Source organism: Terrimonas rubra (genome assembly GCF_042686025.1).
Taxonomy (GTDB): Bacteria; Bacteroidota; Bacteroidia; order Chitinophagales; family Chitinophagaceae; genus Terrimonas; species Terrimonas rubra.
Genome location: NZ_JBHUOZ010000003.1, coordinates 2,081,822 through 2,104,775, shown reverse-complemented (window position 1 = coordinate 2,104,775; position 22,954 = coordinate 2,081,822). Strand labels below are relative to the sequence as shown.

Here is a 22,954-nt window from a genome sequence, read left to right as displayed (position 1 = left end):
GTATCAGCGTATGATATCGCCCTTTAATCGTAATAACTCCGTTTCGGATAATTTAAGCGCATAGCGGGCAGCTATTAAACGGTTATTGGCCATTTCAAGGCTATTTTGTGCTTCACGTAACTGTACCAGTGTAGCTGCGCCCAGTTTATAGGTTTGAAAAACAATGTCCACGTTTTCACGGGCCAGTAATATATTCTCCTCTTCCAGGGCCAATGCTTTTTTCTGTAACTCGTAACTGCGGTAGGCAATAATAACAGCCAGGTTGAGCTGTGAGCGCTGGTTCTCGAACAATAACTGGCGGTTACGCATATCTATCTCCGTTTGTTTGATCAAACGTTTAGTGGCAAAACGGTTAAAGATGGGTACTGCCAGGTTAAGACCGTAGTTGAACCCGGTTGACTGGTTAAATAAAGGCGAAAAAGGATTGATCACCGTCTGGTTATTGGTACGGTTAAAAATATAATTGGCATTAAAGGTCAGGTCGGGGTACAGGTCTGCCTTTCTTTCTCTTAACTCAAATTCGGAGATACGGATATTTTGTTGCAGCAATAAAAGGGTAGGGTTGGTGCTCTCTACCGCCTCCTGTACATTACCCAAACCTATTTCGGTGTTCAGCGGAATGGAGTCCACTACCTGGAAAGATGTGGTGGTCTTTACGTTCATCAACTGGGCCAGCTGCTCCTTTAACTGAACCACCAGTGTTTCCTGTTCCAGTTTAATGGCTTTTTGGGCATTCAGGTCCACCTTGCTTTGCAATACATCGGGTTTGGCTCCTGTACCAATGTCTAATTTATACTGCGCCAGTTTAACCCTTTCTTCATTCAGTGCTATTTGCTCGTTGGTGGCAATGATCTGCTGTTTCTGGCGCACAATATTGTAATAGGTATTTACTACCTGGGCAATACTGTTTACCATCTGCTCTTTTATTATATAGGAGCCGGCAGCTACCAGTTCGGCAGCTTTATCACGGGTGGCAAACATTCTTAAGCCGTCAAACAAGGTCCAGGAAAAAGCAAGGGAGGCGTTCCAGTTATGCGAACGGATGCCGTTCTGTTCCCGTTTGGAATTATCGGCCAGGGTCTGGCGCTGGTTATTATTATTCCAGGTAGTACCGGCTACACCATTTAAAGTGGGATAAAATACCGAGTTGCGGTATTTATAATCCAGGGCGGCAATAATGGAATCGTTCTTGGCTAATTGTATATCATAGTTATTCTGTAATACGGTAGCAATGGCTTCCTCCAGGGTTAATAAATCATCCTGTGCCCGGGTAGCAGTAACACTGATACAGGTAATAAAGAAAGGGAGAAAATATTTTGCCATTTTCATGGGACGAAACTTTTTGCTTAGTGATAAATGGTAATTGTATGGTGCTTCAAGTGTAGGTACCATGTTTACACTTATATATCGGTTAATGATTGATTGTTTTGCTCACCGGTATTAACAGGGGCCGGGTTGTTTTCAGGTAAAGGATACAGGGTATCCATCTCGCTTTTTTTCTTTTTGCCCGACAGGAAAGAGTACATCGCCGGTAGTATATACAGTGTAAGTACCAGCGAGAACATAATACCACCTACAATTACCACGCCTAACGGAATACGGCTGGTGGCCGCAGCGCCAAGGGACAAAGCAATAGGCAATGCACCCAGGGCCATGGCCAGGCTGGTCATTAAAATAGGACGTAATCGTTGCGTAGCCGAATAAATCGCGGCTTCGGTTTTAGGCATACCCTTCATCCGGTTATGGTTGGCAAACTCCACAATTAAAATACCATTCTTGGTTACCAGGCCTATCAGCATAATCATACCAATTTGTGAGAAGATATTGAAGGTATGTCCGAATAACCATAACGAAATAAAGGCGCCGGCAAAAGCCAGTGGTACGGTGGTAATAATAATTAACGGATCAATAAAGCTTTCAAACTGGGCTGCCAGGATCAGGAAGATCAAACCTAATGCCAGTAATAAAGCAAATAAGGTATTACTGCTGCTCTCGGCATAATCGCGGGAAGAGCCGGACAATGCGGTGGAAAAAGTTTCATCCAGTAAACTTTTGGCAATCCGGTCCATCTCTTTTACACCATCACCCAGGGTTTTACCCGGTTGTAAGCCGGCCGAAATAGTAGCCGATTTGTAACGGTTAAAGTGAAAAATGGTAGGGGGCGTATTGGCTTCTTCCACGGTTACCAGGTTATCCATGCTGATCATCTCGCCACGGGTATTACGCACAAAAAGGGCTTTCAGGTCATCCGGATCGTCACGGTTGCTCCTGTCTACCTGCCCCATTACCTGGTACTGTTTACCATCCTTGGTAAAATAACCCAGGCGGCGGTTACTATAGGCCATTTGCAGGGTCTGCGAAATATCGCCCACACTTACCCCCAGTTCACTGGCCTTTAAACGGTCAATAGATACCCTTAACTCGGGTTTATTGAACTTCAGGTCAATATCTACCTGTTGTAATACACTGCTTTTATTGGCCTCTTCTAAAAACTTAGGCAGGATGGCTGTCAGCTTTTCAAAATTATTATTCTGTAACACAAACTGTACCGGCTGGCCGCCGCGGCGGTTTACCTGTATGGTTTGCTCCTGTATTACAAAAGCACGGCCTTCGTTAAACTTGCCCAGGTTACGGTTCACCATGTTCACAATATCCTGTTGTGAACGGTCTCTTTCGTTGGGGTCGGTCAACATCAGGCGAACATTGCCGGAGTTAACATTACCGCCGCTGAAGCCGGGTGCCGTCAGGGATAGAACAATTTTATTCTCCGGAACCGAATCCATCATGAAACCCGATACCCTGTTAACATACTGGTCCATCGCATCAAAGGATGTGCCCTCTGGTGTAGTAAGCTGTACCCTGAACTGGCTGCGGTCTTCCATCGGCGCCAACTCCGATGGAATATTTTTAAACAGGATAAGAAAGATGACCACACAGGCCAAAATAACGACAAAAGCCACCCCGCGTACTTTCATAAAGGCTTCCAGCGATTTACGGTAACCATTTTCCATGGCCCGGAAAAAAGGCTCGGTCTTGTTGTAGAACCAAGAATGTTTGTGCGGATTTTTTTTACTCATCTTCACATTCAGTACTGGTGTCAGGGTTAGTGATACAAAGGCCGATATCAGTACGGCGCCTGCTACCACCACGGCAAACTCGCGGAATAAGCTACCCACAAAACCTTCCAGGAACATGATAGGCAGGAACACTACGGCAATGGTGATGGAAGTGGCAATAACTGCAAAGTAAATTTCTTTGGAGCCTTCCAGGGCTGCCTGCCATTTACCCATGCCCTGTTCCATTTTTTTATAAATATTTTCCGTTACCACAATACCGTCGTCCACCACCAGGCCTGTTGCCAGTACAATGGCCAATAGTGACAATACATTGATGGTATAGCCCATCATGTACATAATAAAGAACGCACCTATTAACGATACAGGAATGTCGATCAGGGGGCGGAAAGCCACTATCCAGTCACGGAAGAATAAAAATATAATAATGATCACCAGGATGATGGAGATGATCAAAGTTTCTTCCACCTCTAAAACCGAACGTTTGATAAAACGTGTCTGGTCAAGGGCTATATTGATCTTGATATCCTGCGGTACATCTACTTTAATTTGTTCCAGCCTTTTATAAAACTCGTTGGAGATGGCTACATAGTTGGCGCCGGGCTGCGGCACAACGGCCAGGGCTATCATGGGTACCTGGCTTTCCTTCAGCATGGTCTCTTCGTTCTCCGGCCCTAAAACCACTTCGGCAATATCTTTTACCCTTACATCGGCGCCATTCACATTTTTAATGATCACGTTGCCAAACTCTTCTTCTGTATTCAGGCGGCCAAAAGTTCTTACGGTTAATTCGGTGGCATTACCGGCAATTTTGCCGGAGGGCAGTTCCACGTTCTCTTTATTCAGGGCTACCTGCACATCATTGGCGGTAAGGCCATAGGCATTCAGCTGTACCGGGTTTATCCAGATACGCATGGCATATCTTTTTTCGCCCCATATCTGTATACCGCTTACACCGGGTATGGTCTGCAGTCTTTCTACCAGTACATTGTTGGCATACTCCGTTATCTGTAACTGGTTGCGGGTATCGCTCTGTACGGTCATGGATAAAATGGCATCGGAGCTGGCATCGGCTTTTGATACTACGGGCGGCGCTTCCAGGTCGGTAGGCAAGGAGCGCTGTGCGCCCGATACTTTATCCCTTACGTCATTGGCTGCGGTTTCCAGGTCGGTACCCAGTTCAAACTCCACATTGATCCGGCTGCTGCCATTGCTGCTGCTGCTGGTCATATTTTTAATGCCCGGCACACCATTAATGGCTTTTTCCAGGGGTTCGGTTATCTGGGTTTCAATAATATCGGCATTGGCGCCGGGGTAGGAGGTACTTACATTAATATTGGGCGGGTCAATGGCGGGGTAATCCCGCACACCTAAAAATTTAAAGCCGATAACGCCAAAAACGACAATAACAATATTCATTACTATTGCCAGTACCGGGCGTCTTAAACTTAACTCAGATATATTCATTAAAGAATAATTTGGTAATTAGTCAATTTGAACATTTGTTCAGGCTGCTTTTATGAACCAGTTTGTCCTCTTGTTACAGTTATGCTGCTTCCTGTGAAAAGGATCAAAAAAGCTGATAGCAGTACTGCCGTACAAGTGTGGCTCTCATTCATTCTTTCACTGAAAGAATGAATTGCGAACAATCACCTGATTGCAACCAAACGCCCCATCGGGGCGCACCAGGGAACTGCAGCCCGTACCCTAAAACTTATTGGTTAATAATTTTATTGATACCTATTTTAGCATCGGGCCTGGTGCTTAACAGGCCGGTCACCACCACGGTATCGCCTGCTTTCAGTCCTTCGGTTATTTGTATATACGATGAATCCCGCACACCGGTACTTACATCCACAAAACTGGCCGTGCCGCCTTTGTACAGGATCACTTTTTTACCCCTGGCCTGTGGTACCACTGCCTGTGTGGGAATTAAAATAGCATTGGGATCGGGGGCAAAATTCAATTGTACCTTGGCAAAAGCGCCGGGTAAAATCACATCGTCCTTGCTTTGTATGGCGGCCCTTACTTTTAAACTGCGGGTGGTTTCGGTCACCGACGATTCGCTGGCCATTACCCGTGCTTCATAAGTTTTGTTACTGCCTTCAAACTTAAACTGCACCAGTTGGTTTACTTTAATCTGCGAAGTGTATTTTTCCGGCACGGTAAAATCCAGCTTCAGCTGGTCTACTTTATTAATAACGGCAATAATGGTTCCGGGTGAAATATAGGCGCCGGGGCTGATATTGCGTAAGCCCAGTTTGCCGTTAAAGGGTGCTCTTATTTCTGTACGGGCAATACTGGTACGGATAATATCTATATCGGCCTTAATATTATTTACATTCAGCAGGCTGGCATCATAATCGGCTTTACTGATGCCCTGTATTCTTAATAATTGAGCTGATCTTTCTTCGTTGGTATTGGCTATCTGCAGCTGTACCTGCAGTTTTTTTAACTGGGCCTGCAGGTCGGCATCGTATAATTTGGCAATCAGTGAACCCTTGGTTACATACTTACCCTCAGCCACATTCAGGCTAATGATACGGCCTGATACCTCGGGTTGAATTTCGGTACTCTCGTTGGCAATAATGGTTCCCGGTACTTCAATAGACTCGGCAAAACTGCGGGTCTGTACAATGAAAGCATCAACTTTTGGAATGGCCGTTTTTTTGGCATCGGCAGGGGCTGGCTTTTTATCTTTTTTTTCGCCGCATGCCGATAATAAAATAACAGAAGCCGTAAAACACGTTAATAAACGGCAGGGCATAGCTTTCGCTGTTTTTGTTTCAAAACGCATGAATGGTAGTAGTCTTTATTACGTATTAGCCGGCCGGAACGCGGTCATCTTCCTGGGAAATGACGGAAACCCAGCCGGGATAAAGATAATTGAATATCAATCAATAATTAGACGTACTCAGGCTAAAATCCTTGTTATTAGCAGAATTATCTGTTGATGAGCGGTAAATAAACGGGATGAATGGTTACGATTTTACGATCAGGGAACGCTTGATTTTACCGGCCTGTAATAACAGATCGGCTTTTTCTTTACTCATTACCGTGGCATGGCCCATTTTACGGCCGGGTTTGGTTTCTTTTTTACCGTACAGGTGTACAAAAGCATTCTCTATTTTTAGTACTTCCTCCAGGCCTTCGTACTGTACTTTGCCGGAAAAACCTTCGGCCCCGATGATATTTACCATTACGGAGGGTAAAACGGCATCGGTATTACCCAGGGGGTAGTTCAGCATCACCCGCCATAACATATCAAACTGTGAGCTGTAATGTGCTTCAATGGTATGGTGACCGCTGTTATGTACCCGGGGGGCGGTTTCGTTCACCAGTACATCATTATTCATATCCACAAACAGTTCTACGGCAAAAATACCGGCCGATTTAAAATTCTTTACTACCGAAAGGGCAATGGCTTCGGCCTTCCATAATACTTTTTCATCCAGTTCGGCCGGGCATAACTGAAAATCCAGCAGGTTTAAACGGCTGTCAAACACCATCTCTACGGGCGGGTAAATAGCAGCGCTGCCGTCATTGGCAATGGCTACCATAATGGCTATTTCTTTTTTTACGTCCACCATCTTCTCCAGTACCGAGGGCGCATCAAAACCTTTGGCAATGCTGCCGGTATCGGGCAATAGTTGTACGCCCTTGCCATCGTAACCGCCTTCGCCAATTTTATGCACGGCAGGTAAAAAATCGGCGGCCGCTTCCAGTTCGTACAGGTTTTGGGTCACGATAAAATCGGAGGTGGGTATCTGGTGCTGCTGGTAATACTGTTTTTGTAAAATTTTATTCTTGATGGTTTTTAACACTGATGGTTTGGGATATACTTTTACACCTTCGGCCTCCAGTTTTTCCAGGGCATCGGTGTTTACGTTCTCAATCTCTATGGTAATGGCATCCAGGTTTTTACCGAACTGATATACGTCGTCAAAATTTTTAATATCGCCTTTGGTAAAATGATCGCATAAATGGGCTGCGGGGCATTGCTCATCGTTCTCCATCACAAAAGTTTCCACAGGGTAATTGGCCGCTTCCTGTAATAACATACGGCCCAGCTGGCCACCACCTAAAATTCCTATTTTTTGCATGCGGCAAAAGTAGATAAATATCCATTTTCAAATCAGCTAATTTTAAAATTATATCATTTGTTTTGGGGCTGTCGGGGTCCCGTCCATTGTTGAGCTGCAGTTCCCGCTGCTCCGGGCTCCGCTGGCGCTGCGGTGCTGCGCACTAAACCCTGTGCATCGGGCAGCCATTCAGCGATAGAATATAATTGAGCATGGGGGATGATGGTTTTTAGGGAACTTGTGTATATTTAAGAGCAAAAATGTGATAATTAAAACAACCATTATATGCCTTATGACTTTACTTTTAGGCGAGTAACATTTGTGGATAATCAGATCGCATTAGAAAAAAACATCTCTTTGGGCTTAGATTTAATTCACTCGTTTCCAGAAATAAAGGATTTTAACTTACCTGACTCAGGTTCATACTTCACAAAAACGGTGCTAGATGCAAGTAAAGAGTTTCCTGAATTGCATTTTTATCTTGTAGCTGATATTGATGGATTCTTTTATCATTTTTCATTTTGGAAAGACTATTTGTATGTTGAGTTAGGTGCCGGAGGTGATATAGTTAAACGTTTTGAATATTTATTACAATATGCGGAAGTTATATTAAAACATAATTTTCTGATCGAAGACCCTTTAGGTGAAACAAATCTATCTTCTGACGTCGCATTAGAAAGGCATATAACAGCGTATAAAAAATGGATCAGTTTTGTTGATACAGTTCGAAATTTACATGAGCGATCAAATTAAAATGACATATTAAGAATGGGGATTTTAAATTTTATCTTCGGCAAGCCTGTAAAAATTGAAAATGATTTCTTTGGGATAATGCGTTTTAGCGAAGACAAAAAAAATGCACTTAACAGCTATTTTGAATGCCGAAGGCATTTTAGCCCTTCAGACAAAATTATTGGGATAAACATTGATGGTGATATAACTGGTCCTACAGAAAAGCAAATTGACTTTTATAAAGCTATTGAAGATAATTATTCCACAATAACAAACGCAATTACGCCTTTAATAGAAGATGAATTTGGTAATTGGAAAGAAGGTTTTAAGATCAATGATTTTCAAAAAGAATTTGAACCAGTACATCTCCAGCTACCAAGATGTGACAGCCAGCCAGTGGTTTGGGAAATTGCTTTTGAATCAGACCATGATCGAAATCATACATTTACTTTAACCATGTCCGGCTTTGATGCAACAGCTATTTTAGTTGATGGTTAATTATTAGGCACAAATGTTGATTTTGGAATTTTATAAAACTTAAATTCTACAACTAATATTTTCAACAAATAACTATAAAACACCACTCACAATGACTAAAGAAGAATATAAAAAACAATTTACCGAAGACGATACAGTTGGTTGGGAGGCTATTGATAAAGAATTAATAAAAATTTATCCAGACCAGGAACCCAAACATTTTGCACCTGTTTTACATTATGCCATTGGTGGCGAAGATCCGCTGGATGGTATTAGTGTGTATGAGAGTAAAAAACAAGCAGACCATTTTCATTATATTACCTATGGCTTTTCTCAACTTTATTATGACGAAGAACAGGCTGGGGCAGCATTTAGCAAATACGGATTTGAGCTTACATTCCGGTTAAAGAAAGAAACGGAGGAGGATAATTTGCACTGGGCTTGTAACCTGCTTCAAAACCTGGCCAAGTATGTTTTTAAATCGGGAAAATGGTTCGAAGAATTTCATTTTATTCCCGCTAACGGTCCTATACGGTTAGATTATGATACGGATATTACCGCATTAGCTTTTGTAACAGATCCGGAATTGGGTAAAATAAATACCCCGCATGGCGAAGTGAGTTTTTTGCAAATGGTAGGGCTAACCACCAGTGAATATGAGCAATTAAAACAAAACCCTAAAATCTCGGAGACAGAAAAGTTAGTTGAAAAGCTAAGGCAAACGAATGAATTATTAATTACTGATTTGAAAAGGAAATAATATCCTGTAAAATGAACAATAGCAATTTAAAAGAACCACTTTACAGAAAAGTAAATACCAGGGCAAGAGGTGTTACCCACAATAAAGGGGGGGATTTTAAATACGCAAGAAATAAAAAAAGAGAAACACTGGAACAGGTTAAAGGGACCATGTATAGTGGAAAAGAACGGGGGCTGGATTACACACCGCTTTTTAAATTTTTGTTATCAAAAGTGGGTTCAAATTGGGATGAAGTATTTAGTGAGGCGAAGTCAAGATTAGACAAAACGGACCCGATATTCTGGATAGTTGCTTTACAGGAAAATGAGAAAAAGGATTATGTAAGGGCAGGACAGGCTTCTTATTTTTCGGGAATGTATATTGATGATAATAATATTTTACAGTTAACAATCCTGCTTTACACGCGGAGGATTTAACTCCGTTTTGTCAATGCTGTACACATACCTTCAATGGAAAAATATTTGGGACGAAATAGCTGTTATATTTTTTTAATACTTTGACAGAATAAAAAACTACTGATGCAATTTTCTGTAACACTTTCCTGCCTGTGTATGGCCTTTGTATTGTTTTCCTATGGCGAAAACAAAAGGACAAAAGTGATCAGGCTTTTAAGTCTGTAGGAAAATTATTTTCCTGTAGCAACTCTAAGCATTCAAGAAGTAGTTTATTTAAGTCATTTATTTCTTCTTGGTCGGGTTTTCTTTTCAATTGTAATTCACTCATATTCATTAAGATTTTTTTAGGTTTTTCAAGGGTGCATATGCTGACTGCTAACGTTTAGAGGCTTTGCGATGGTTGGGCAATCGAAGCAAAAATCTTCAACTTTGTACAAAAATTAAACCGAAGTACTGCCGTTGAATTTTGCAGTTTCGCCCACTATTGCAAAAACCTTGTTGGCAGTAGTTTTTATTCTAAGTGTCAATTAATTTTTATAAAATATTATTCTCGGTCATTTTTCCCGATTACTTTTCTAAAATTTACACCGTAAACATTAATCATTTTTTGTTTTTTTACTAGTTTTTCAAAAAAGGTCAAAGTGTCATTAAAAGGACTTTTGAAGTATTTTGTCAAGTGTTTAAAATCATCTGTCGTTTCAAGGAAATCATAAAAGAAATATGGGTCAAGATTAGCTATACTTTCTTTGTCCCCAAGTGAAACCTCAAGAATTTGTCCTGTTGTCAAATTTTTAAACATACAATGTTCGCCGTGAACATCAAACCACCAATTGTCAGATAAATTTTCTTGTCCATTCAATAAATCTGCATTTTGTATTTCAAAATAATGCCCAGCTTGAATTTCTGCTTTTTCTGGTTGGTCTGTTTCAGTAATTAATTTGTCAATAAGCAATTGGGCAATGGTTTTGTAATTGTCCATAGCTTTCAATAATTCTCGTTCAATGTCGTTAGTGAGTTCTGTCATAAAATTACTGCCAACACCTATATTGGCGTTATCACACACACAATATACAAAAAAGTAAATGATGAAAATCAACGTATTAGCATTACAGATTTTGTATTGTTGTTAGAACAATGCGGGTTTGTAACTTGCTAATTGCTGATTAGCGAACGGAACGTACAAGGATGAGTATTAAATTCATTTCCACTGGAAATAAATTAAATCCTGATCCTATCGGATCGCAACAGACGATGATAGTAGTGATGCAGCTGATACCATAAAAATAAAAACCCTGCCGGAGCAGGGTTTTATTATACTAAAACAAATACAACTTATCTTAAGAACAATAAGGTATTTAGGCTGGTACCCCTGTAAAAACCGTTGCACTCTGCACTAAATATTTTTCCAAACTGCTGTTATCGGCTGTTCTTTTTTTTCATTATAGATAGAATACTAAAAAACAAGAGTGTTGTTAATTTTATTTTGTCCGTTTTTTGTGTAGTGCTGCCTGTTATAGAATAACCGATAACGAGTAGGCCTTTGTGCAGGTTGGGAAATAGAATTCCGTCTGCCTGGAACCGCTGCGGATTGAAAATATAAAGTTGAAGTTAAGTACAAAAGTTTAGCGATGTACGTCCAGCCCAAGCAAAAGCCGAATAGGATTACAAATGCTCATTGTTATTCCGTCCGCCCAACTTGCACAAAACTCAATGTTACTTGCCGTTTTGCTTGTAGCGGTTGTCAAATTTTTTGATTTTCGTTTTCCGAAATGGATAATCGTCTGTCATTGCTTTTTCAATTACTTCGTCATACATCCATTCTCCTTCAACAAATTGCCAATAAAATTCAAAGTATTCCATATCAGTTTTGTCCCTAAAGATTACAACGCCAATGCATTTTTTTGCTTTGCTTTCATATTTATGAGCCATTGTAAAATTATAGAGAGCAGTCTTCCAATGCTGCGACTTACTTGAGTGCAAAGGAATAAATACGAAACCACAGTCTGTACTTGGTAGATATATTCTGTATGGCAAAATAATTTCTTCGCTTTCAGAATTTTCAATTGATAATGATATTCTCTTTTTAAACTCAATAAGTTCAGAACGATTCATCTTCGCTATTTCTTCAATAATCGGATAGTATTCTGTTTGATGATTTATTAGTTTAATATTTTTGTTGAAATTTTCAATTATGCTTGAAATGTCAAATTGATGAATGTCAGGCTTATGGTTTTTTAAGTTGTCAATGTAAGCAGGATTGAAATGGTCTGCCTCTAATGTTTCTAAAAAGTGGCCTAAGAAATATTGTTCTGGTAAAGTATTACTTCGTTGCTTGTCGAAAAGAAATAGGTCTTCTCTAAAGTTTAAATACTCTTCAATTTCAGCAGGTGTAATTAAGTATTTACAAATCCAATAATAATCCTCTGAATGAAAAAGATGTATTAATCCGATTTCAGAACTTTCATAAAATTTTAAATGCCTTTGTAATTCAGGAAAATTGTCAAGAGGTGAATAAATAATTATCTTTTTTGGGTCGTCACATTTGTTAGCTTTCGTAATGTCTAATTTATGACCTTTTTCATTTTCTATAATAATTTCTGGGTATGTAGAAATATATTTTAGTGTCGATTTAATTTGCTTGACTGCTTTTTTTAGAACTTTATTTTCAAACCATTTTAAATCGTCGGTAGAGTTAGGCTCTCGTTCTTTAATTTGATAAATAAAGAATAATGTGTCTAACCAAACAACGTTGTCGGCAAACTCTAATTTTTGATTTGTATCAAGTTCTTTAAAGTCATTTTTACTAAATGTAAATTCTTTGAAAAATACATTCGAGTTAATTTGAGAAACAATGTTTTCAGAATTTGTCGTTGGCATAGTGTGTCAGTTAAATGGCAGGTAACGAACAGGGCTTGCTGCAGGTGTGGAATTAGTATTCCGTCTGCCTGGAACCGCTGCTGAGTAAAGAACTAAAAGTACAGGTTAAAAACCAAAAGTCCAATAGCATTCCGTCTAGCCCGGACTGAAGCCGAACAACGAACTGCTGCCGATGCTAACAACGTCCAGCCACACTTGCAAACCACATGTTAGCGGCTGTTATAGTTCATCCTTGTCTGTCCGCCATTCGTAAAACAATTTGATTGTGTTCAGTCCAAATGCAGTTGTTGTGTCCTCCCTAAAATATGAAATTAGTCCTAACAAGAACCCAACTTGCTTTGAGTATGTGTAACCAATAATATCTTGTCCTAACTTTTTGTCAAGATTGCCATGAATGAAAAGTGAAGAAAATGCTTCTAATTTGTACAGCGTTATGAGAATTTGATTTTTCTTGGGTCTTTCAATCGCATTCATTTTTTCATGAAGTTGGGGGCACTTTTCTTTAAGTGATGAGTTTGTCAATGTTTTCAGAAGCGACCAATCAAGTGGCATTCCGCTGACAACTTCTGTTTCAATAAGTTCCTTAAAAGAAATTTGCAAATCATTCAAAAAGAAATTGCATTGGCTTAATGTTTCATTCTTCTCGTCTTTTTTACGTTTGTCAAGTATATCCTCTTGAACAAATTTAACCTGTCCAAGTGTGGTATTGTAATTACTTTGGGATATTTCAAGTTGTCTTAGCGTTACCCAAAATGCACAAACGATAAAAGTAAATTTATATAACTCTGAATAAGTTGCTACTGCTTTGTAAATGTTGTCAACCGACTTAACAAAACTTATTGAAGTGTCAAACCAAAGTAAAGTTGTGAGAGAATAGATAACGAAAAACAAAGAAAGTGTCGCAAGTGTAATTGATAAATATTTAAGTCCAACAATAAGTTTTTTCATTTTATAATAGTCTATAAGTCGAATGTTTTATTTAGGACAACGATGTCTGAAATAATAGCCGCTAACACCTGTATTGAAGTTATCACACACAATATACAATAAAAATTAGATAGTGAAAACCAATGTATTAGCATTATACATTTTGTATTGTTGTTAGAACAATACGTTTTTCTAGCTTGCCCATTGCTGATTAACGAACGGAACGTTGGAGAGTGCGTATTTAATTCATTTCCACTGGAAATAAATTAAATCCCGATCCTATCGGATCGCAAAGGACGATGATAGTAGTAACACTGCTGATGCCATAAAAATAAAAACCCTGCCGGAGCAGGGTTTTATTATACTAAAACAAATAGAACTTATCTTAAGAACAATAACTCACGGTATTTAGGCAGGTACCAATTTTGATCGTCTACCAGTAACTCTAATTTATCGGCATGGTAACGGATAGCGTCGAAGAACGCATCTTTCACCTGCGACTGGTAAGCGATAGCTTTGGTGCGGGTATCTTCCATATTGTTGCATATTTTGCGGGCCTCGATCATTTTTTCTACCAGGTCGCTCGCTTTATTGATATGCTCGGAAATTTTGTCCAGGATCTGTTTTTGGTTACTGAAAGCAGCTTCGGTTAAGCCCGCATCCTTTAAACCTTTAATGTTAGAAGCTAACAGGTTTTGGTAACGGATAGAAGGAGGCAGGATATGACTAGTAGCCAGCTCGCCCATTAAACGGCCTTCAATCTGGATCTTTTTAATGTATTTCTCCAGCTCAATTTCGTGACGTGCTTCCAGTTCAGAATGACTGTAAATACCACAGCTATGGAACAGCTGTTTGGCTTTATCGGTCACCATGGCGTCTAAAGCTAAAGGCGTGGTTTTTACATTGGGTAAACCTCTTCTTTCTGCTTCTTTTTCCCAGCTTTCGCTGTAACCGTCGCCTTCGAAAAGAATTTTTTCGCTCGCTACAATGTATTCGCGGATAACGTGCATGATAGCGATCTCTTTTTTCTCACCTTTTTCAATTAAAGCATCTACATCTGCTTTAAATTGTTTCAGGGTAGCAGCCATGATCGTATTTAATACGGTCATAGGATTGGCGCAGTTGGCAGTAGAACCTACGGCACGAAACTCAAATTTGTTACCGGTAAAGGCAAAAGGAGAGGTCCTGTTACGGTCGGTATTATCTAATAATAATTCAGGAATGCTTTTGTGAATGTCTATCTTCAGCATGCTTTCATCCTGCTCGTCAAAATTATCACCCACTCTTTCTTTTACATCGTTTAATACTTTGCTTAAGTACTGACCAATGAATACAGAGATGATAGCAGGAGGGGCTTCATTGGCGCCTAAACGGTGGTCGTTAGAGGCAGAAGCGATGGAAGCTCTTAAAATATCGGCATAATCATGTACCGCTTTAATGGTATTTACAAAGAATGTAAGGAACATTAAATTGGTTTTTGGCGTTTTACCGGGTGCTAATAAGTTAACACCGGTATCAGTGGCCATACTCCAGTTATTGTGTTTACCACTACCGTTAATGCCGGCAAATGGTTTTTCGTGCAGTAATACACGTAATTTATGACGGCGGGCAACACGGTCCATTACATCCATTAATAAGGAGTTATGGTCAACGGCCACACTTACTTCTTCAAAAATAGGGGCACACTCAAACTGGGCAGGAGCAACCTCATTGTGACGGGTGCGTAAAGGAATACCTAATTTATATGATTCGTTCTCAAAGTCGCGCATATAAGCATATACACGCTCAGGAATAGAACCAAAATAATGGTCTTCCAGTTGCTGGTTACGGGCAGAATTGTGACCGTATACGGTACGTCCGCACATTACCAGGTCGGGGCGGGCATTGAATAAGCCCTCGTCCACCACAAAATATTCCTGCTCCCAGCCTAAGGTAGGGGCTACTTTGCTTACGTTTTTATCAAAATAATGACATACATCTACCGCGGCTTTGTTTAAAGCGTCGATGGCTTTTAACAAGGGTGCTTTATAGTCTAATGACTCGCCGGTGTAAGAAATAAATATAGTAGGAATGCACAGGGTTTTACCTGCACCGATCTCAATAATAAAGGGTGGGGAAGTAGGGTCCCAGCCGGTGTAACCACGGGCTTCAAAAGTAGCTCTTAATCCGCCATTGGGGAAAGAAGAAGCATCGGGTTCCTGTTGTATTAAAGCGTCGCCTTCAAATTGTTCAATGGGAGTACCATCACTTTTCAAAGTGAAAAATGAGTCATGTTTCTCTGCTGTGCTGCCGGTTAAAGGTTGAAACCAGTGTGTGTAGTGGGTAACACCCTTGGTTTCGGCCCAGGCCCTAACACCTGTGGCGATCTGGTTAGCCATGACACGGTCAATTTTCTGACCATTTTTGATAGAGGAAACCAGGCTTTTATAAGCCTCATCACTTAAAAACTCACGGGCTGTTTTTAAGGTAAATACATTACTGCCAAAACTGCCTGTGATCTTTCCCGAATTACCAGGGTTGGCATCTTCTGCAGCGGAGATGTTGGAAATTGCTTGAAAACGAAGGGACATATGTTTTGTGTTTTGTACAAAACAACATCATTATTTAATAAATTCAAATTTTTTTTTACAATGCATAGCATAATTGTGAAAAATTGGAGAATAAGTTGCAAAAAAATACAAGTGTTAGTTTCTTTTGAGGATTATTTGATGGTAAAAGTATATATTATAAAAAATATATATTTATATGTTTAGCCTGGTTTTTAACTGCTGCCAGTTGATGCCTGATAATATGGGAACCATGAATAAAGGAAAGATCAGGCTGCGGTAACGCACAATGGCGCCCAGGTTATTTACACTATAACCAATGGCCAGTAAAAAAGTGATGGAGAAGAATAGTACAAACAGCAGGTAAGGCCGGTTTACATTTTTTATATCCGGGAACAGGATGAACAGGAATAGTAATAACCAGATCACTACTATTTCAACCACGGCTGCCAGGGATAATATATGGTTGGCATCGGAAGGAAACGGACGAAGGGTGGTAAAGGAAATAGCCTGCGGGGCGGTTTTTACAAAATCGCTGAAAGTAGCTTCCATGGCGGTAATATCAATAGAGGTATTGCCGGGGCTGTTGATGAAAGCTTTTTGTTTTTCCACTACTACGGCCGGGAAATCGAGTGAACTGCTGATGAGGCGAAGGCCAAAGAACAGGGCAATAAATAGCGTATAAGCACCGGTAAAGAACAGCAACTGCCCGCGTTTTAGTTTACTGGCAATTACCCATACCAGCAAGGCCGGCAATAATACCACCAGGATAAAATTGCGTAACGTAAAGAGTAAGATAAAGGCAATGGCAAAAGCCAACCATCTTTTAACCGGCCAGGTATTGGTTTTAAGACCAAAGTATACATGGTAAACAATAATGGCAATGCCCACGGCCAGTAAGCCCTCCTTATGAATGCCGCTGGACCAGTATACAAAGGAAGGCACTAAAAAACAGGCAATAATATTGGTGGTACGTTTACCGGGAAAGAGATCATTGGCTACCCTGAAGAAAGCTACCGGCGCAAAGAAGGAACAAAAACTATAAAAAATAACGTTCACATAGTATTCTCCAAAACTGAACAGGTCAAAAATGGAGAGGATCTTGGCGAACATGACCCCTTTCAGATCGTTCCAGTAAGAGTTATAAGAAGCAAAGAATTTACCCACGCCCTGGGATGACTCGTAGGGATCGTGTGTGAAGCTTTGTATATAACCCAGGGGATCGGAGGTAAGCAGGTGGTATTCTTCCAAACCATGCTGGTGATGCAGCCAGGTATCGAGCATACGGGCATAACCATCGTAATAAATGCCCATCCAGCCGTAAAAAATGCCCATGAGCACCTTTATTAAAAAAAGCATGACCAACTGGGCCTTACTTAAACCCGAGTTGGCAAAAAAGGTGGTTTTGGTTACCAGCCAGGCAAATAGAACCAGGTATGTGGCAAAAAGCAAATGCTCCAAGAAAAACGCTTTAAACGAACGAAAGTAATTATATTATTTGGTAAGTATGAACAGGTATAGTGGTTTTACGGTAACCGGGTTGAAAAAGATGACCAATGCGGGAACGATGAAAGGATTGCGACGCAACGAAGATGCCATGAAAAACCGCAGCTGGTATAATAAAAAACCTGAGTATGTGTAAAAAGTTAATAACTGTTTACGCCCATTCGCTCATCATTTGTACTTTTGCATTTCTTTTTAAAAAGCTCAATTAACGCTACAACTTCACAAACAATGGAAATTACAGCTAAAACAGCGCAGCAATTAAGGTTAACCGAAGAGGAATTTGAACTGATAAAGACAAAACTGGGCCGTGTACCTAATTTTAACGAGTTATGCGCCTTTTCCGGTATGTGGAGTGAGCACTGTAGCTATAAAAACTCGATCAAATGGTTAAAAACCCTGCCCCGTGAAGGTGGTAAAATGCTGGTGAAAGCCGGTGAGGAGAATGCAGGTTTAATGGATATTGGCGATAACCTGGGCGTAGTTTTCAAGATAGAATCACATAATCACCCTTCGGCCATTGAGCCTTTCCAGGGTGCTGCTACCGGTGTAGGTGGTATTCACCGCGATATTTTTACCATGGGTGCCCGCCCCATTGCGGCCCTGAATTCATTACGTTTTGGTAAACTGGAAGAAGATAAAACCAAACATTTACTGGCCGGTGTGGTACATGGTATTGGTCATTACGGTAACTGTTTTGGTGTTCCTACGGTAGGGGGCGAAATTTATTTTGATCAGTCCTATCATACCAACCCGCTGGTGAATGCCATGAGCGTGGGTATTGTAAAAGCCGGCGAAACTGTTTCGGCTACTGCTGAAGGCCTGGGCAACCCGGTAATGTTTGTGGGCAGTGCTACCGGTAAAGACGGTATTGGCGGCGCCTCTTTTGCTTCGGCCGATATTTCGGAAGAAAGTGCCAAAGAGTTACCTGCTGTACAGGTGGGTGACCCTTTCCAGGAGAAGAAATTACTGGAAGCCTGCCTGGAAGTGATACAGACCGGCGCCGTAGTTGGCATGCAGGATATGGGTGCGGCAGGTATTATCTGTTCCACAGCCGAAATGAGTGCCAAAGGTGGCGTGGGCATGCGTATTGACCTGGATAAAGTACCAACCCGCCAGGCTAATATGAAAACCTGGGAATTGTTATTGAGCGAAAGCCAGGAGCGTATGTTACTGGTAGCCCAGAAAGGCCGCGAAGCCGAGGTAGAAGCCGTTTTTGAAAAATGGGACCTGCCTTGCTCCGTAATTGGTGAAGTAACAGATGATGGTTTACTGAAGTTTTATATGCATGGCGAACTGGAGGCTGAACTTCCGGCACATGACCTGGTACTGGGTGGCGGCGCTCCGCAATACGAGCGTGCCTACACTGAGCCTAAATACCTTGCTGAGATTGCAAAATTCAATGCCGATGATATTGCTGTTCCGCAGGACCTGCAGCAGGTGGCTGAAGTAATGATGGGCTTACCCACCATTGCTTCCAAACAATGGATATATAATCAATACGACAGCATGGTAGGTATTGCCAATTCCTCTACCAACCAGCCTTCCGATGCTGCAGTAGTAGCTATAAAAAATACAACCAAGGCCGTAGCTATTACAACCGACTGTAACAGCCGTTATGTATATGCGGACCCTTATAAAGGCGCCATGATCGCTGTAAGCGAAGCGGCCCGTAATATTGTGTGTAGTGGTGGTAGTCCTTTAGGTGTGACCAACTGTTTAAATTTTGGTAACCCTTACGACCCCGAAGTATACTACCAGTTTGTAAATGCTATTAGAGGTATGGGTGATGCCTGCCGCAAATTTGATACGCCGGTTACAGGCGGTAACGTAAGTTTTTATAACCAAAACCCCGACGGACCGGTTAACCCTACGCCAACCATTGGTATGGTGGGTATGCTGGAAGATATTGCCGACAAAATGACCCTGGACTTTAAACAGGCCGGTGATGTGATCTATGTACTGGGCAATATTACCAACGACCTGGGCTGTTCCGAATACCTGCATACTTTTCATGGTGTAACCAAATCAACCGCACCTTATTTCAATTTAGACGAGGAGTTTGCTTTACAGCAAAGTGTAAGTGCTTTGATCAAGAATAAGCTGGTTGCCTCTGCACACGATGTAAGTGAGGGTGGTTTATTTGTTACTTTATGTGAAGCAGGTTTTAACCGTGGTTTAGGCTTTACACTGAACACTACTAAAGATATACGTACCGATGCCTGGTTATTTGGCGAAGGCCAGAGCCGTGTGGTGGTATCGGTAAGTACTGATAAACAGGAAGCTTTTGAAAAAGCGGTAGAGGGTACGCCTTTCACTAAAGTGGGTGTGGTTACCAACGGCGAGGTATTGGTGGATCAGCAGGACTGGGCAACCATCAGCAGCTGGAAAAATATTTACGATAACGCTATTGGTAAAAAGCTGGCGAAAGTGTAGGAGTAGATATTAGTATATAGATATTAGTATGTAGTATTTAGATAATAGATGATAATTTTGTTGTCTGTATACTAAGATCTAATATCTATATACTCTGCATCAGTTAATACAGGTTTTCTGATCGAAAGGGAATCCATTGACAAATTTTCAAATTCACTAATTGTCACATTGTTTTCTGGTAGCCCTCAATTATTAATTCTTAATTACTAATTATTAATTACAAAACTCATGTCAGGTAAAATAGCCATCATCGGCGGCGGTAACCTGGGTACTGCCATTGCACAGGGACTGGTAAAAAGTAAATTCAGTAAACCTGCTGATATTACCGTGACTAAAAGGAATGTAGCCACTGCGGAGGCGGTTAAAAAACTGGGCGTAGCGGTTACATCGGATAATGTGGCTGCTGTGAAACAAAGTGATGTGATCATACTGGCTGTAAAACCTTTCCAGGTACAGGCGGTATTGGAGGAGTTTAAAGCAGCTTTAAAACAACCTAAAATATTAATATCGGTAGTAACCGGTGTTTCTGTAAGTGATATTGACGAAGTACTGGGTAAAAGTAAAATTGCGGTTTTCCGCGCCATGCCCAATACAGCCATTGCCATACAGGAGAGTATTACCTGTATCTGCCAGCTGCGGGCAACAGCCGAACAGCAAAAACTGGTGAACGAACTTTTTACTACCCTGGGTAAAATTGTCAATATTGACGAAAAGCTAATGGATGCGGCTACCGTACTGGGTGCCTGCGGTACTGCTTACGCCATGCGTTATATCCGTGCCAATATACAGGGCGGTATTGAAATTGGTTTTGATGCGGCTACGGCCTCCCTCATTGCTGCGCAAACCGTAAAAGGAGCGGCCGAATTACTCCTGAAAAACGGTAACCACCCCGAATATGAAATTGATAAAGTAACCACGCCCAAGGGTTGTACCATTGCCGGCCTGAACGAAATGGAACACCGGGGTTTCAGTTCCTCTTTAATACGTGGGGTAGTGGCCAGTTACCGGAAGATAACCAATGACATGTAGGGCCGATAATTATTAATTAAGAATTAGGAATTAATAATTAATAAATCGGATTGTTAACATGCAATCGTATGTTTAGGGCAGCTGCAGGTATATTTTATTGAGCATCAAGCTTATTTATCATTCATAACTCATCATTCTACATCTATCATTCAAAACTCATCCAGTCTGCCGTCTACATAGCTGTATTCTGAAATCTGTATTTCCCTTTTTCCCAACTAAATTTTTATAGGAAAATAATATACTGTAGCTTTGCATGACCTCACAGATTTTTTCCTGTTAATAACATCCTGTAGGTCTGTTAGATAGGCCTTATTTTCCTGAATTTTGAGCTTTTTTTTAAATGGTCGTAGTAATACGGATGGGCTTTTATTTTATTGAATTTTTTGTATTGAAATAAATTTTATGGCTAAGTACATTTTTGTAACGGGTGGTGTTACATCGTCGTTGGGTAAAGGAATTATTGCTGCATCGCTGGCAAAACTGCTGCAGGCAAGGGGTATGCGGGTTACTATTCAGAAATTTGATCCGTATATTAACGTTGATCCGGGCACTTTAAACCCATACGAACATGGAGAGTGTTATGTAACCGAGGATGGGGCTGAAACCGACCTTGACCTGGGGCATTATGAGCGTTTTTTGAACATTTTTACCTCCCAGGCAAACAATGTTACTACCGGCCGTATTTATCAAACTGTTATTAATAAGGAAAGAGAAGGTGCTTACCTGGGTAAAACCGTGCAGGTAGTACCGCATATTACCGACGAGATCAAACGCCGGATGTTACAATTAGGCCAGAATGGCGAGTATGATATTGTGATCACGGAAATTGGCGGTACCGTGGGTGATATTGAAAGTTTACCCTTTGTTGAAGCTGTGCGCCAGTTACAATGGGAACTGCCGGAGGAAGACACCGTGGTGGTTCACCTGACCCTGATCCCTTACCTGAAAGCGGCTAAAGAATTAAAAACCAAACCCACACAGCATAGTGTACGGATGTTAAGCCAGGAAGGCGTACACCCGGATATTATTGTATGCCGTACGGAAAGGCCGTTAACACCGGAGATCCGTCGTAAAATTGCCTTATTCTGTAATGTAAAACCAGAGGCGGTAATTGAATCGATAGACGCACCTACCATTTATGAAGTGCCTTTATTGATGCTGCGTGAAAAACTGGACGTGATCTGTCTTAAAAAATTTGGCATCAGCTCTTATAAAGAGCCGGAACTGAATAAATGGAAAGAGGTGCTGGACAAGTTGAAATATCCTAAAAGCAAGGTAACCATTGGTCTTATCGGTAAATACCTGGAGTTGCAGGATGCATACAAATCCATCCTGGAATCATTTGTACATGCCGGTGCTACCAATGAATGCCAGGTGCAGATTGTAAATGTACACAGTGAATATATTACCGATGAAAACGCGGCGGAGAAACTGGCCGGGCTGGATGGCTTATTAGTAGCCCCAGGCTTTGGTTTACGTGGGGTAGAGGGAAAAATTTCGGCGGTTAAATATGCCCGTGAAAATGGCCTGCCTTTCTTTGGTATTTGCCTGGGTATGCAGATGGCGGTGATTGAATTTGCCCGCCACGTAATAGGTTTAAAAGAAGCTCACTCTACCGAAATGGTGGCCGATACTAAAGACCCGGTTATTGACCTGATGGAAGAGCAGAAAAAAGTAAAAGCTTTAGGCGGCACCATGCGCCTGGGCGCTTATCCCTGCGAACTGGAGCCCGGCACACTGGCTCACAGTATATATGGTTATTCTCCTATCAGCGAGCGTCACCGCCACCGCTGGGAGTTTAACAACTCTTATTTAAGCCGTTTTGAAGAAGCGGGCATGAAAGCCAGCGGTAAAAACCCGGATACAGGCCTGGTAGAGATCATCGAATTACCTGAACACCCGTTCTTTATAGGCGTACAATACCACCCGGAACTGAAAAGTACCGTAGAAAACCCGCAACCTATCTTTGTGAGCTTTATTAAGGCTGCCAAAGAAAGGCAGGAAAAAAGTACTGCCGGATCGGTAAGTAAACCCTCAGAGACCATAAATAACTAAGCAATAGAATTTTAGCAAAGCCTTTCCCTGAAAAAATCCGGGAAAGGCTTTGTTTACCACT

General features: G+C 41.2%; 17 protein-coding genes. 8 read left to right on the top strand and 9 right to left on the bottom strand.

Translation table 11 applies throughout. The features are described from left to right. Positions 1-3: 3 nt before the first annotated feature. The 4 genes from ACFS6H_RS18100 to ACFS6H_RS18085 all read right to left on the bottom strand — a co-directional run bounded on the left by ACFS6H_RS18100 (position 4) and on the right by ACFS6H_RS18085 (position 7,177). Positions 4-1,392, bottom strand: coding sequence for a TolC family protein (locus tag ACFS6H_RS18100; protein WP_386102334.1), 1,389 nt, complete (start codon positions 1,390-1,392; stop codon positions 4-6). Positions 1,393-1,400: 8 nt separating this feature from the next. Next, the gene (locus ACFS6H_RS18095) at positions 1,401-4,541 is read right to left on the bottom strand and encodes an efflux RND transporter permease subunit (RefSeq protein ID WP_386102331.1); all 3,141 of its coding nucleotides are present in this window, start codon (positions 4,539-4,541) and stop codon (positions 1,401-1,403) included. Positions 4,542-4,788: 247 nt separating this feature from the next. Continuing rightward, entirely contained in the window at positions 4,789-5,871 is a 1,083-nt protein-coding gene (locus ACFS6H_RS18090) for an efflux RND transporter periplasmic adaptor subunit (protein WP_386102328.1), read from the bottom strand. A gap of 184 nt (positions 5,872-6,055) precedes the next feature. Next, entirely contained in the window at positions 6,056-7,177 is a 1,122-nt protein-coding gene (locus tag ACFS6H_RS18085; RefSeq protein ID WP_386102325.1) for a 5-(carboxyamino)imidazole ribonucleotide synthase, read from the bottom strand. A 264-nt stretch (positions 7,178-7,441) separates the two neighbouring features. Here ACFS6H_RS18085 and ACFS6H_RS18080 point away from each other — a divergent pair, with 264 nt between their 5' ends. The 4 genes from ACFS6H_RS18080 to ACFS6H_RS18065 all read left to right on the top strand — a co-directional run bounded on the left by ACFS6H_RS18080 (position 7,442) and on the right by ACFS6H_RS18065 (position 9,541). Beyond that, positions 7,442-7,909, top strand: a complete 468-nt coding sequence (locus ACFS6H_RS18080; RefSeq protein WP_386102322.1) for a hypothetical protein — start codon at positions 7,442-7,444, stop codon at positions 7,907-7,909. A gap of 15 nt (positions 7,910-7,924) precedes the next feature. Continuing rightward, positions 7,925-8,386, top strand: a complete 462-nt coding sequence (locus ACFS6H_RS18075) for a hypothetical protein (protein ID WP_386102319.1) — start codon at positions 7,925-7,927, stop codon at positions 8,384-8,386. Between the two features lie 91 nt (positions 8,387-8,477). Next, positions 8,478-9,125 (top strand): suppressor of fused domain protein, encoded by a 648-nt coding sequence (locus ACFS6H_RS18070; RefSeq protein ID WP_386102316.1) that lies wholly within the window; start codon positions 8,478-8,480, stop codon positions 9,123-9,125. An 11-nt stretch (positions 9,126-9,136) separates the two neighbouring features. Next, on the top strand, positions 9,137-9,541 hold the full coding sequence (locus ACFS6H_RS18065) for a hypothetical protein (RefSeq protein ID WP_386102313.1): 405 nt from the start codon (positions 9,137-9,139) through the stop codon (positions 9,539-9,541). Between the two features lie 523 nt (positions 9,542-10,064). Here ACFS6H_RS18065 and ACFS6H_RS18060 read toward each other — a convergent pair. The 5 genes from ACFS6H_RS18060 to ACFS6H_RS18040 all read right to left on the bottom strand — a co-directional run bounded on the left by ACFS6H_RS18060 (position 10,065) and on the right by ACFS6H_RS18040 (position 17,331). Further along, a complete protein-coding gene (locus tag ACFS6H_RS18060) occupies positions 10,065-10,583 on the bottom strand; it encodes a DUF6896 domain-containing protein (protein ID WP_386102310.1) in 519 nt (172 codons plus the stop codon). Between the two features lie 650 nt (positions 10,584-11,233). Then, positions 11,234-12,397 carry a hypothetical protein gene (locus ACFS6H_RS18055; protein ID WP_386102308.1) on the bottom strand — a complete coding sequence of 388 codons (1,164 nt, stop codon included), beginning with the start codon at positions 12,395-12,397 and terminating at the stop codon, positions 11,234-11,236. Between the two features lie 219 nt (positions 12,398-12,616). After that, complete coding sequence (locus ACFS6H_RS18050; RefSeq protein ID WP_386102305.1) at positions 12,617-13,345, bottom strand: hypothetical protein; 729 nt, start codon at positions 13,343-13,345, stop codon at positions 12,617-12,619. 359 nt (positions 13,346-13,704) lie between these two features. Beyond that, positions 13,705-15,894, bottom strand: coding sequence for a glutamine synthetase III family protein (locus ACFS6H_RS18045; RefSeq protein WP_386102302.1), 2,190 nt, complete (start codon positions 15,892-15,894; stop codon positions 13,705-13,707). Between the two features lie 171 nt (positions 15,895-16,065). Further along, positions 16,066-17,331, bottom strand: a complete 1,266-nt coding sequence (locus ACFS6H_RS18040; RefSeq protein ID WP_386102299.1) for a hypothetical protein — start codon at positions 17,329-17,331, stop codon at positions 16,066-16,068. Between the two features lie 46 nt (positions 17,332-17,377). Between ACFS6H_RS18040 and ACFS6H_RS18035 the strand changes: the two genes are divergently transcribed. The 4 genes from ACFS6H_RS18035 (at position 17,378) to ACFS6H_RS18020 (ending at position 22,893) form a co-directional block, all read left to right on the top strand. Then, complete coding sequence (locus ACFS6H_RS18035) at positions 17,378-17,512, top strand: hypothetical protein (RefSeq protein WP_386102296.1); 135 nt, start codon at positions 17,378-17,380, stop codon at positions 17,510-17,512. Between the two features lie 92 nt (positions 17,513-17,604). Continuing rightward, a complete protein-coding gene (purL, locus tag ACFS6H_RS18030; protein ID WP_386102293.1) occupies positions 17,605-19,809 on the top strand; it encodes a phosphoribosylformylglycinamidine synthase subunit PurL in 2,205 nt (734 codons plus the stop codon). 228 nt (positions 19,810-20,037) lie between these two features. After that, positions 20,038-20,838, top strand: a complete 801-nt coding sequence (gene proC, locus ACFS6H_RS18025; RefSeq protein ID WP_386102290.1) for a pyrroline-5-carboxylate reductase — start codon at positions 20,038-20,040, stop codon at positions 20,836-20,838. Positions 20,839-21,240: 402 nt separating this feature from the next. Next, the gene (locus ACFS6H_RS18020) at positions 21,241-22,893 is read left to right on the top strand and encodes a CTP synthase (protein ID WP_386102287.1); all 1,653 of its coding nucleotides are present in this window, start codon (positions 21,241-21,243) and stop codon (positions 22,891-22,893) included. Positions 22,894-22,954 lie beyond the last annotated feature (61 nt).